Below are 12,356 nucleotides of genomic sequence, written 5' to 3'. Positions count from 1 at the left end.
CTCAGAGAGGCGCGGCAGCCGCCGCGGATCTGACAAGACCTGCTTCCGTACGGGTAAGCAGCCCCGCCCCCTCCCAAGCCCGAACCGCCTCCGAAACCCCCCGCACAAACGCCCGCCGATCCCGGAACGGAGCCTGCTCCCACAGCCTGTCGAGGAAGGTCGTGCCGGACGGATCAGCGCGGTTCTCCACCCCCGAGTCCCGCCCCGCGAACACGATCCGCGGCTCCTGACGGCGGAAATAGGCGTGGTAGGGATCGGTGTCACCGAGATAGAACGGCTCGAACGGCACGCCGCCCGCCGTGAACGTCATCGGCTCCGCGCCCGGCTCCACGACCTCCGCGAGATCACCGGAGAGCGGCAGCGACGAGTACCACGACATCGGCAGGTACTGCGTCGAAGCCGACTTCGCGACCAGCGCCACCGGCCCGTAGAGCAGCGCCTGCAGGCCCGGGTCGTCCAGGGCACGCTCGACGTGCAGCCGGTACGGGAGGCGGACCACCACCCGATCGCCGTCACGCCAGTGCCTGTCGACACCGGCGTAGCCGTCGCGGCTCACCCGTACCCCAAAGGGTTTGTCATTGACCGTGACCGCGAAGCCCGAGCGTGCCCACGACGGAACCCGCAGGCGAAGGTCGAGCCGGCCGCGACCGGAAACGGTCAGAGTGGTGGTGGACGAGCGCGGATAGTCGCCGCTCTGGGTGATCGTCAGCCCGCGCTGCTCCCAGCGCAGGGTGGACGCGATGTAGAGGTTGACGTAGAGCTTGTCGCCGCGGGCTGAGCGGAAGTAGATCGAGTCCTGGTACTTGGTGTGGTTCTCCAGGCCGGTGCCGCCGCAGCAGGTCCCGGTGTTGCCGTAACCGCGCCGCGCCCCCGCACCGACCGGAACCATGTAGGTGACGAGCGGGTTCGTCGTGCTGTCGGTGTCCTGGCGGGAGGCGAGGATCTGGTTGACCAGGGCCTTCTCGTAGTAGTCCATGAGGCGGCCGTCCGGCGCGTGCAGGAAGAGGTTCCGGGCGATCTTGAGCATGTTGTAGGCCGCGCACGACTCGGCGTTCGTCGTGGTCACGATGCTCCCGGCGATGACGTCGCGCTTGCGGAACACCTCGCCCTGGCCGGTGCCGCCGTGCACGTAGGTGCGGTGCGGCACGACCATGTCGAAGAAGTTCTCCGCGGCCGTACGGTAGTCCCGGTCCTGTCCCTGCTCGAACATCCGCAGATATCCGAGGAACTGCGGGATGTGCTGGTTGGCGTGTTTGCCGTCCAGGCTGTCGGTGCCGGCGGCGCAGTCGGCCAGCAGCGTGGTGTTGTCGAAGCAGCGGGCGGTCTCCAGGAAGGTCCGGTTGCCGGTCAGCGCGTACAGATCGGCCATCACCTCGTTCATGCCGCCGTACTCGCCGGCGATGTAGAGCGCCCACATCCGGTCGAGCTGCTCGCGGGGGAGCTTGCTGAGCCGGCTGTGCACCCACTCACCCATGCCGCGGACCACGTCGAGCGCCGCCTGGTTGCCGGCCAATGTGTGCGCGTCGAGCAGCCCTCGCATGATCTTGTGGCAGGTGTAGTAGGGCGCCCAGATCGCCGGATAGGTCGTGTACTGCTCGAGCAGGACGAACTGCGTCTCGGGGTAGGCGGCGAGGAAGCCCGCGTGGCTGGGCCCGGGTGCACCGCCGGCGCCGGTGACGACTGCCGCGTCCCAGCCCCGGCCGGAGGAGTCCGCGACAGTGGTGCCCGCCGTCTCGTCGAAGCGGTAGTGGATGAGGTTGCCGGTCAGGTCACCGGCGATCTCCCCGGCGGTCAGCGCCCGGTCGAACAGGTGGAAGTCGTCGACCACGCCGGCCAGCGTGGCGTCGCCGTACTGGGAGCGGCCGATCCAGTTGTTCTTCGGTGCGCCCAGGGCGGCCGGTGTCAGCGTCATCGCGGTGTTGGTGCCGGCCACGGCCCCGTTGACGTAGAGCGTGCCGGTCTGGCCGGTGAGGGTGACCGCCAGGTGCACCCACTCACCCACCGGCAGCGGCGCGGTGCTGGTGATCCGCTGCTCGCCGCCGCTGCCGCCGGTCGTGATGGCGAACCGGGGACCGGTGCCGTCGTGCACGGTCAGGAACATGTTCGCCGCGGTGCCGGTGCCGAAGTCGAACGCCCGCGACCAGGTGCGGTTCTCGCGCAGGTGGAGCCACATGGCGATGGTGACCTGTTCCAGGCCGTCGACCGTCGCGTCGGGCAGCCCGACGTACTGGCCGTCGCCGGTGAGCTCGAGGCCACCACCGGTCCGCCCGGTGGTCCAGGTGGCGGGCGGCGGCGGGGTGCCGGGCTGGCCGACCTTCGCGGTCCAGGCGTCCTGGCACTGCTGGAGCGCGGTGACGATGTAGTCGAGCTTCTCCTTGAAGACGGCCTCGCCGGTGTCGGCCCAGGCCTGGGCGAGCATCGACAGGAAGTGCCCGCTGTAGTGCCCGCGCAGGTTCCCGGTCGCGTCGTCCCAGCCGCCGGGCGGCTGCGCGCCGAGCGTGTCGAGTCCCGCGGCGGCCCGGAAGTTGCTCAGGATGCGGTCGGCCGGATAGGCCCGGGCGTACGCGAGGACGCGGTCGCGCTTCTCGGTGAAGATGCTCGGCCGCAGGTCGACCTGGTCGAGGGAGAACGGCACGGCTCGCCACGAGGAGGGCACCGGGAAGCCGTTGACCCGCGGCCGGGCGGGCGGGACCGCGGTGGCCGGCGCGGGGATGATGGGGGCGGCGACGGCAGCTGTTGCGGCTGCGGTTCCGTACTGGAGGAGTTGCCTGCGGGAGATCATCGCACTCCTAGATTTCGGCAGCAAAGAGTTTTGGCAGCTCAGAATGCTTCGAAAACGTTTTCGAGAACGTAACGCCCGCGCGACGGGATTGTCAAGAACGTCGATTCCCCTCAAGCCCGGCGCCGACCGGCCGATGGCGGATACGTGATGCGGTGGGCGGATTCTCAGGCGAGACAGGCGGGTCATCTGGCCCGGCAGGTACGCCTCAACCTGTGCGCCTTTGCCGCGCTGACCGTGCTGGGCCTGATCCGGGTCGAGCTGACCTGGCAGACCGCGAGCTGGGTGCCGGCGGTGCTGCTCCCGATCGTGCTGCTCATGCTGGCCGCGATGCGCCTGCCCTGGGAGACGATCCTTCAGCGCCGGTGGGCGTACGGCGCGCTGGTGTCCTGGTACGCCACCGCGCTCGGCGTGCTGATGCTCTACAACCTGGCCGACCCCGACCCGGTCGTGATGTTCCCGGTCGGCGCACTCGTGATCACCATGGCCGCCGCCACCACGATCGCCACCCGGGCCACCGTGGCGCTGGGCGCGTCCGGCGTGATCGGCTACCTCGGCCTGGTCACCGTGCGAGCTCCGGTGGACGTGGCGCTCGTCGTGTCGATGACCTGCGTGCTGGCGGTGGTCACCGGGCTGAGCGTGCTCACCGTGCACAACCGCCGGATCCAGCAGAGCCAGCGGGAGGCCGCCGAACAGCGCGCCGCCGCCCTGATGGAGAACGGCTCCGACGCCGTCCTGGCCATCGCGAACGGCGAGATCCGCTACGCGAGTTCCTCCACCGGCCGCATCCTGGGCCTCGATGCCGGCACGCTGACGATCGCCGACCTGATCGCGACAGCCCACCCGGACGAGGTGGACGCCGTCCACGCGTGGATCATCGAGCTACGCGCCTCCGAACCGGGGCACACCACCCGGATCGAGTCGCGCTGCATGCACGCCGACGGCCGCTACCTCGACACCGAGGTGACCGGCACGAACCACCTGGACAACCCGGCCATCGGCGCCATCATCCTGAGCATCCGGGACGTGACCACCCAGAACACTCTGCGCCGCGAGCTGACCCGGCAGGCGTTCGAGGACCCGGTCACCGGGCTGCCGAACCGGGCCCTGCTGCGCGACCGGATCGGCACCGCGGAGCGGCGGCACGCGCGTACCGCCGGGCGGGTGTCGTTGCTGATCATCGACCTGGACGACTTCAAGAAGGTCAACGACACCCTCGGCCACCCCGCCGGTGACGAGTTGCTGCGCCGGGTCGCCGGCCGGATGACCTCGGCGATCCGGCCCGCCGACACCCTGGCACGCCTCGGCGGCGACGAGTTCGCGGTGCTCGTCGAGGACCTGGACGACCTCGGCCTGCGTACGGTGGCGGACCGGCTGCTGGAGGCGGTGCGGGAACCGGTGCGCATCGCCAACCACGACCTGATCGTGACCGCCAGCATCGGCGTGGCCATCGTCAAGGCCGGCGAGACCCCCGGCGGCAGCGCCGTCGACGAGCTGATGCGCGACGCGGACCTGGCCATGTACTCGGCCAAGGGCGCCGGCGGCGACCGGGCCGCGTTCTTCGAGCCCTCGATGTACGCGGCCGCTGTCGCCGAGGCCGAAGCCCGCGGCGAGATGGAGGACGCCCTGGCCCGTGGTGAGTTCACCGTCGTCTACCAGCCGATCGTGGACCTGCCCGGCGCCCTGCCGATCGGGGTCGAGGCCCTGGTCCGCTGGGAGCACCCGACCCGCGGGCTGATCGGGCCCTACGAGTTCATCCCGCAGGCCGAACGGACCGGGATCATCATCTCGCTCGGCGCCTTCGTGCTGCGTACCGCGCTGCTGCAGGTCGCCGGCTGGCACCGCGACATCCCGGGCGCCGAGCGGGTCCGGGTGAGCGTGAACCTGTCGGCCCGGCAGTTCCAGGAGCCGGGCCTGGTCGAGGTGGTCCGGGACGCCCTGATCGAGTCCGGCATCGATCCGGGCCGGGTCGTTCTCGAGATCACCGAGTCGCTGCTGATGACCGACGTCGACGCCACCATCGAGATCCTGCACGCGCTGCGCGACCTCGGCGTCCGGATCGCCATCGACGACTTCGGCACCGGCTACTCGTCGCTGTCCTACCTGCGCCGCTTCCCGATCGACATCCTGAAGATCGACAAGGCGTTCATCGACGGCATCACCGTCAGCCAGGACGACGCGACACTGGTCGAGGCCGTGGTGGGACTCGGCCGCGCGCTGCGGTTGCAGACCGTCGCGGAGGGCATCGAGCAGCCGGGCCAGCACTCCATGCTCTCCGAGCTCGGCTGCACCTACGGCCAGGGCTACCTGTTCGCCAAGCCGGGTTCGGCACAGGAGATCACCGACCTGGTCCGCGCGGCGTACGGCCCCGGCGCATGAGGGCGATCGCGGACGATCACGACGCGGAGTACTGGCACCGGCAGATCCGGGTCGGCGGCTGGCTGGCCACCGGGATCACCCTGTTCGGCTGGCTGCGGATCGTCACCGCCTGGGAGCCCGGCCTGCGGTGGGCGGCCTGGCTGCTGGCCCTCGCCGCGGCCTTCCAGACGCTGCTCACCCTGCGGCCCTGGTCACGGCTCGTACGCCGGCGCGGCGTCCGCGAGGTGCTCTTCTCCTGGTGGGTGCTGGAACTACCGGTGCTGTACACCTTCTGCATGGTCGACGCCAACGGCGACGCCCTCTTCCTGCCCGGCGCCCTGCTGGTCATCACCAGCGCGGCGGCCCTCTACCCACCGCTGTGGGTGATCGGCCTGGGCGCCACGAGCGTGCTGGCCTTCCTGGCCCTGCAGGCCGGCCCGCATCCGCCGAGCCTGACGTTCACCGCGGCGATGGCGCTGCTGCTGGGCGGCGTCGCCACGCTGAGCGCGATGACCGCGGCGAACCGCTGGCGCCAGGACCGGCGCCGCCGCGCCGCCGAACGCCGGGTGGAGATCCTGCTGCGCAACTCCTCCGACGCGGTCGTCGCGGTCACCGCCGACTGGCGGATCTGCTACGCCGGTCCGTCGGTCCGCGCCCTTCTCGGGTACGAGCCGGAAGCCCTCGCCGGCCGCGGCGTCGACGAGTTCATGCAGCCCGAGGACGTGATCGACGCGCACACCTGGCTGCACGACGTCGTGCAGTCCAGCGGCGCGCGCACCGGCCGCCGGGAGCTGCCGCTGCGCCGCGCCGACGGCTCCGAGGTCTACGTCGAGGCCATCGCCGCGGCGCAGACCGAGGACCCGGCACTCGGCGTCGCCGTGCTGAGCCTGCGCGACGTCAGCGCCCGCCGCGCCCTGGAGGAGGAGCTGACCCGGCGGGCGAACACCGACCCGCTCACCGGGCTCGCCAACCGCGCCCTGTTCAACGAGCGCCTGGACGCCGCGCTGGCCGGCCGGCAGGGTTTCGCCCTGCTGGTCATCGACCTGGACGGGTTCAAACCGATCAACGACACCTGGGGGCACGGCGCCGGCGACGAGGTGCTGACCGAGACCGCCCGGCGGCTCAGCGCGCACACCCGGCCCGGCGACACCCTCGCCCGGCTCGGCGGCGACGAGTTCGCGCTGCTCGCCACCGGCCTCGACGCCGCAGAGGCCGACCGACTCGCCGCCCTCCTGACCGCCACCGGCACCGAACCCATCGCGACGGCCGGCACGGCGGTGCGCTGCGGCCTCAGCGTGGGTGCCACCGCGGTACCCGCCGGCGACTCGACAGCGACCGCCGGCGCCGTCCTGAACACCGCGGACGAGGCGATGTACGCGGTCAAGAATTCCCATCGGGGTCACGCGAACATCCCTCACGAATGGCATCATGTACGCCACTGAGGACACTGTGGACCGTGGAAGGATCCCCCGTGGCGGAGCCGTCGAGCCAGCACCTGGACACGAACACCCCACACTCCGCCAGGCTCTGGAACTACTGGCTCGGTGGCAAGGACAACTTCCAGCCCGACCGGGACGCCGGTGACGCCATCGCCGGGATGCTGCCGTCGATCGTCGCCCTGGCCAGGGAGGACCGGAAGTTCTTGCGCCGCTCCGTGGAGTACATGGTCGGCGAGGGCGGCATCCGCCAGATCCTCGACATCGGCACCGGCCTGCCGACGGCCGACAACACCCACCAGGTCGCCCAGGCCGTCGCGCCGGAGACCAAAGTCGTCTACGTCGACAACGACCCGCTGGTCCTCGTGCACGCCCGCGCCCTGCTCGCCGGCTCCGCCGAGGGCGAGACGTCGTATGTCGAGGCCGACCTCAACACCCCCGAGTCGATCCTGGCCGCGGCCCGCGACACCCTCGACTTCTCCCAGCCGATCGCACTGACCCTGCTCGGCATCGTCCACTTCCTCCGCGACGACGACGCCGCCCTGGCCGTCGTGCGTGAGCTGGTCGGCGCGCTCGCCCCCGGCAGCTACCTGGCGATCGCCCACGGCTGCCACGACATCAACACCGCCGAGGCGCACCGCATCGTCGACTTCTGGAACGAGCGCGGCACCCCGAAGATCAAATACCGCAGCGCCGCGGAGATCACCGCCTTCTTCGACGGCCTGCGCCTGCTCGAGCCGGGCGTCGTGCCCTGCAACCAGTGGCGCCCGGACGCCAAGACCGGCACCGAAGACGTCAACCAATACTGCGGCGTGGCCATCAAGGAGTAGGCGGCCGGTGGCCACCGAGGAGTGGAACGAACGGTCCCCCAGATCTGGACAAGCGCGTGATCCGGGTGCGGCACCGGGCGTGTGAGACTGCCCGGCGTGGAAATCTCGGATCGACGCAAGCGCCGCTATTACCAGCTCGGGGCGGTGTTCGCGCTGATTCTGCTCGGCAGCTTCGCCCTGGCCGGGCTGTTCCGCGAAGACGATCCGAACGCCTCACCGCAGTTCATGCCCGGCAGCACTCCGCCCGCGTCCGGCGCGGCGGCTCCGGGCACCGCCGCCTCGGGCACCGCCGCACCCGGCGCTTCCTCCAAACCGGGCACGTCGTCCAAACCGGGCACGTCTTCCAAGCCGGGCAAGACCAAGAAGCCGACGGCCGAGACGCCCTCACCGCGGATCGACGACGACAGCCGGGAGGCGGGCGTCTACTACCGCAACTGCACCGAGGCCGGCCTCGCGAACGCCACCCCACTGCGCAAGGGCGACGAGGGCTACCGCGACGAGCTCGACCCGGACGGCGACGGCACCGCCTGCCCGTAAGGCTGGCGGGCGTCGAGCACACTGGCGGGGGTGAACACGCTCGCCTGCGGCCACGTGGCGCATGCCGGTCACAGCCGCGTCTGCCCCCACCTGCTGCGGCCGGCCGAGGACGAGGACGTCGACTTCGTCCGGCTGCTGACCGGCCGGGGTCTCGACGCCGATCTGTGCTGCACCACCTGCGACCAGGCCCGCGAGAAGGGCGTGCCGGTGAGCCTCGCGGTGATCTGCGAGGGCTGCGTGGCGCTCTACGACGACGAGGACGCCGGCTGTTTCTCCGGCTGGCGGGGTGAGCCGGGCATCGGTGAGCGCCCCGAGCCGGTGGACACCACGGTCGTCACCACACCACTGCCGGTCGGCATGGGTGCCGTGCGTGACATCGCACCGCTGCCCGCCGGCTGGCTGATCCTCACCGAGACCGGCCGGCTCTTCCGGTTCGACCCCGGCTCCGGCGCCCACGAGAGGGTGGCGAAGGTGAGGCTGCCCGCCGAGACGGGCAAGCGGCTCAAGCAGCGGCTGCACACCTCACCGGACGGCCGGTTCGCCGCTGTCGTCAACGACTTCGGCCGGTACGGCCAGGTGCTCGACCTGACCACCGGCAAGGTGACCCTGAAGCTCGACGGCGGCGGCTACCACAACGAGCAGGTCCCGCTGTCGCTGGCGTTCGTGGACGACAAGGTCGTTCACCGTACGGCCTGGAACCGGCTGGACGTCAGCGAGGCGTCAACCGGCCGGCTGCTGACCGCGCGCGAAATGAACCGCGAAGTCGACAGCGGGATGGACCGTGACCGCTCGTCGGGCCTGTTCCGGGGTGAGCTGCGGGTCTCCCCGAACGGCAGGTGGATCGCCGACGACAGCTGGGCCTGGGCGCCGGCCGGTGTTCCGTACCTGTGGGATCTGCGCCGCTGGCTGGACGAGGACGTGTGGGAGTCCGACGACGGCCCCAGCCGGCGGCGGCTGTGCCAGCGGTTCTACCTCTGGAACACCCCGATGTGCTGGGTCGGTGACAACCTGCTGGCCGTCAGCGGCCTCGGCTCCGACGACGAGGACATGCTGGCCGGAGTGCGGATCTTCGACGCCGGGAGCGGGGTGGAGCTGCACACCTTCGCCGGGCCGGAGGGCGACCTGTTCAGCGCGGGCCGGCGGTTGTTCGCCGCGGCACCGGGCGGCCTGGAAATCTGGGATCCGTTCACCGGTGAACGGACCGCGCGGATCCCCGGCTTCCGGCCGACCCGGCACCACCGGGCCGCGGGTGAGCTCGCCGAGATCCGGGACGCCGGGCTGTTGCGCTGGAGAATCCATGAGCGTCTATTGGTGGGATGACCGCTGTCAGCAGACGTGAACTTCTCGCCGGCGTGGCCGGCACCACCGTGCTCGGACCGCTGGCGACCCGGGCCACCGCCGCCGGGACCAACCGGACCGGTCTCGATCAGGGCACCAACCTCGCCGTGCGGCTGTCGCCGGACGGCCGGCGGATCGCGATGGACCTGGCCGGCGTGCTGTGGGTCCTGCCCGCCTCGGGCGGGCCGGCGCGCCGCCTGACCGGCGACCTCTTCGACATCGCCCAGCCGGACTGGTCACCGGACGGTGGCACGATCGCGTTCCAGTCCTACCGGACCGGCACCTTCGACGTGTGGACGATCCGGCCGGACGGCTCCGGCCTGCGGCGGCTCACCTCCGGGCCGTACGACCACCGCGAACCCCGCTTCTCCCCCGACGGCCGCCGCATCGCCGTCTCCGCCGACATCTCCGGCAGCTACGGCATCCACCTACTCGATGTGGCATCCGGGCAGCTCACCGCGATCGCCGACAGCGCCGCCGAGGAGTACGAACCGGCCTGGTCACCGGACGGCCGGCGGATCGCCTTCGTCGTCGCGAACACCCGCATCGACGTCGTCGACGTCACCACCGGCAGCCGCAGCACCGCGATCACCGTGCCCGCCGGGCAGGTCATCCGCGGCCCGGAGTGGACACCGGACGGCGCCGGGCTGATCTACCAGCTCACCCTGGACGGGCGCAGCGAACTGTGGCTCGACGGCGCCCCCGTCGTGACCGGCGAGGAGGTGTTCCCGTTCCGGGTGACGTGGCGGTCCGGCCGCGAGATCGTCTACGCCGCTGACGGTGGCATCCGGCGGCGCACGCTCGGCTCCACGGCACCGGCCGCCCGGATCGGCTTCGCCGCACCGGTCTCGCTGACCAGGCCGCGATACCGCAAGCGCAGGCGGGACTTCGATTCGCGTACGCCCCAGCCGGTCCTCGGCGTCGGCAGCCCGGTGCTGTCGCCGGACGGCCGTTCGATCGCGTTCCGGGCGCTCAACGACATCTGGACCATGCGAATCGGGCAGCCACCCAAGCCGCTCACCCGCGACCACTGGTGGAAGTCGGATCCTGCCTGGTCACCGGACGGGCGCTCGCTGTCCTACTCCACCGACCGCGGCGGCAAGCTGGACCTCTGGATCCGGGACCTGGCCACCGGCGCCGACCGGCAGCTGACCTCGCTGCCCGGCGCGGCAGCGGTGTCCGGGAGCTGGTCCGCCGACGGATCGCACCTCGCGTTCCTGGACCAGACCGGCGCCCTCTACACGGTCGAGGTGGCCACCGGCGCGGTCCGGCAGCTGTTCGCCGCCACCTTCGAGCCGGGACGGCCGAGCTGGTCGGCGGACGGGCGGACCATCGCCCTGGCCGCTGTGGTGCCCTACTCGGCCCGGTTCCGGGAGGGGCTCAGCAAGATCCTGCTGGTCGACGTCGCCACCGGTGCGGGCCGCTACCTCGATCCGCTGCCGCACCGGTCGATCCAGACCCGTGGCGACGACGGCCCGGTCTGGTCTCCGGACGGCCGCAAGCTCGCGTTCGTGCTGGCCAGCGTGCTGTGGGTGGTGGACGTGCACCCGGACGGCAGCTATGCGGGGACACCGCGGCAGATCACTCACGAGGTGACCGACGCGCCGAGTTGGAGCGGTGACTCGGCCCGGCTGCTCTACCTGAACAAGGGGAGACTCCGGACGGTCCATCCGGATGGCGGCCGGCCGTCGACCGTACCCCTGCATTTGCATTGGGCGAATGCCGCGCCGCGCGGCCGGACCGTCATCCATGCCGGCGCGGTCTGGGACGGCACCCGGCGTGACCTGATCCGCGACATCGACATCGTGGTGGAGGGTCATCGGATCACCGCGGTCGAGCCGCACCGTCCCGGCCGGGACGGGCGGCAGGTGGACGCGCGCACCGCGGTGGTCACGCCAGGACTGATCGACATGCATCACCATCGAGAAATGCAGGGGTACGCCTACGGCGCCCGCCAGGGCCGGCTGTGGCTCTCCCTCGGCATCACCACGACCCGCTCCCCCGGCAGCCCGGCCTATCACATGGTCGAGGAACGCGAGTCGATCCAATCCGGTGCACGGATCGGCCCCCGCTATTTCGCCACCGGTGAGGCCATCGACGGCTCCCGGATCTTCTACAACTTCATGCGCCCCACCTACGATCCGCGGCAGGTCGCGCTGGAGCTCGAGCGTGCCGGTGCGCTCGACTACGACCTGATGAAGTCCTACGTCAGGTTGTCGCCGGAGCGCCAGCGCCAGGTGATCGAGTGGGCGCACCGGCACCGCATCCACGCCACCTCGCACTACCACTACCCCGCCTTCGCCTTCGGCGGCGACGGTCAGGAGCACGTCGGCGCCACCAGCCGGTTCGGCTATTCGCGTACGGTGACCGCGCTCGGCAACGTCTACTCCGACGTGGACGACGTCTTCCTGACCACGAGGGCGGCCCGGACACCGACGCTGTTTGCGGCCGTCACGCTGCTGCGCGAGGACGACAGCCTGCTCACCGACCCGCGGGTCCGCACCCTCTATCCCAGCTGGGAATACGCGAACCTGCAGACCATCGCCGCCGCCGCCCGGACCACCGACCAGACCGTGACCCGGGAGAACCTGGCCCGGCAGGTCGCCCACCTGATCCGCCTGTACCGCGGCGGCGGCACCGTCATCACCGGCACCGACTCGCCGATCGCGCCCAACGCGGTGAGCACCCACCTCAATCTGCGCGCCATGGTGGCCTACGGCATGACGCCCTACGAGGCGCTGAGCACCGCCACCCGCATTCCCGGCGAGTTCCTGGAGGAGCCGCTCGGCCTGATCGCTCCCGGACACTACGCGGACCTCGCGGTGCTGGGCGGTAACCCGCTCGCCGACATCACGCAGGCCGCCAACGTCCGCCAGGTGATGTCCGCCGGGGTGCTGCACACGGTCGACGAGCTGCTGGAACCGTTCCTGACGAGACCGGTGACGACGATGGCAGCGAGCCCGGTTCTCCCGTCACTCGCCGCCAACCCCGCCAACGACCGCTTCTGGTGGCACGACCCCGCCTACGTCGAGGAGAGCCGGCACGCCTGCTGCGCCCACTGAAGTCGAGTTTCGCCGC

Annotated in this window: 7 protein-coding genes; 6 read left to right on the top strand and 1 reads right to left on the bottom strand. The window is 71.1% G+C overall.

The window, feature by feature from the left end; genetic code table 11:
- Window position 1: 1 nt before the first annotated feature.
- Window positions 2-2,782 carry a beta-L-arabinofuranosidase domain-containing protein gene (locus ACFQV6_RS35145; RefSeq protein WP_378031987.1) on the bottom strand — a complete coding sequence of 927 codons (2,781 nt, stop codon included), beginning with the start codon at window positions 2,780-2,782 and terminating at the stop codon, window positions 2-4.
- A gap of 147 nt (window positions 2,783-2,929) precedes the next feature.
- On the opposite strand from ACFQV6_RS35145, the gene ACFQV6_RS35140 reads away from it, so the two are divergent.
- The 6 genes from ACFQV6_RS35140 (at window position 2,930) to ACFQV6_RS35115 (ending at window position 12,340) form a co-directional block, all read left to right on the top strand.
- On the top strand, window positions 2,930-5,158 hold the full coding sequence (locus ACFQV6_RS35140) for a putative bifunctional diguanylate cyclase/phosphodiesterase (RefSeq protein ID WP_378031986.1): 2,229 nt from the start codon (window positions 2,930-2,932) through the stop codon (window positions 5,156-5,158).
- Window positions 5,155-6,579 carry a diguanylate cyclase domain-containing protein gene (locus ACFQV6_RS35135; protein ID WP_378031985.1) on the top strand — a complete coding sequence of 475 codons (1,425 nt, stop codon included), beginning with the start codon at window positions 5,155-5,157 and terminating at the stop codon, window positions 6,577-6,579. Before ACFQV6_RS35140 ends, ACFQV6_RS35135 begins: the two co-directional genes overlap by 4 nt.
- The gene (locus tag ACFQV6_RS35130) at window positions 6,558-7,403 is read left to right on the top strand and encodes an SAM-dependent methyltransferase (RefSeq protein ID WP_378031984.1); all 846 of its coding nucleotides are present in this window, start codon (window positions 6,558-6,560) and stop codon (window positions 7,401-7,403) included. Before ACFQV6_RS35135 ends, ACFQV6_RS35130 begins: the two co-directional genes overlap by 22 nt.
- A 96-nt stretch (window positions 7,404-7,499) precedes the next feature.
- Window positions 7,500-7,940 (top strand): excalibur calcium-binding domain-containing protein, encoded by a 441-nt coding sequence (locus ACFQV6_RS35125; protein ID WP_378031983.1) that lies wholly within the window; start codon window positions 7,500-7,502, stop codon window positions 7,938-7,940.
- Between the two features lie 30 nt (window positions 7,941-7,970).
- The gene (locus tag ACFQV6_RS35120) at window positions 7,971-9,260 is read left to right on the top strand and encodes a hypothetical protein (protein WP_378031982.1); all 1,290 of its coding nucleotides are present in this window, start codon (window positions 7,971-7,973) and stop codon (window positions 9,258-9,260) included.
- The gene (locus ACFQV6_RS35115) at window positions 9,257-12,340 is read left to right on the top strand and encodes an amidohydrolase family protein (protein ID WP_378031981.1); all 3,084 of its coding nucleotides are present in this window, start codon (window positions 9,257-9,259) and stop codon (window positions 12,338-12,340) included. Before ACFQV6_RS35120 ends, ACFQV6_RS35115 begins: the two co-directional genes overlap by 4 nt.
- Window positions 12,341-12,356 lie beyond the last annotated feature (16 nt).

The organism is Actinoplanes sp. GCM10030250, from assembly GCF_042666575.1.
Lineage (GTDB): Bacteria > Actinomycetota > Actinomycetes > Mycobacteriales > Micromonosporaceae > Actinoplanes.
The sequence above is the reverse complement of the archived record's forward strand: the minus strand, read 5'-3'. Positions and strand labels throughout refer to the sequence as shown.

Excerpts from the sequence above, each read along its gene's own strand:
- ACFQV6_RS35145 (WP_378031987.1), bottom strand. The coding sequence starts at position 2,782 with ATGATCTCCCGCAGGCAACTCCTCCAGTACGGAACCGCAGCCGCAACA.
- ACFQV6_RS35140 (WP_378031986.1), top strand. The coding sequence starts at position 2,930 with ATGCGGTGGGCGGATTCTCAGGCGAGACAGGCGGGTCATCTGGCCCGG.
- ACFQV6_RS35135 (WP_378031985.1), top strand. The coding sequence starts at position 5,155 with ATGAGGGCGATCGCGGACGATCACGACGCGGAGTACTGGCACCGGCAG.
- ACFQV6_RS35130 (WP_378031984.1), top strand. The coding sequence starts at position 6,558 with ATGGCATCATGTACGCCACTGAGGACACTGTGGACCGTGGAAGGATCC.
- ACFQV6_RS35115 (WP_378031981.1), top strand. The coding sequence starts at position 9,257 with ATGACCGCTGTCAGCAGACGTGAACTTCTCGCCGGCGTGGCCGGCACC.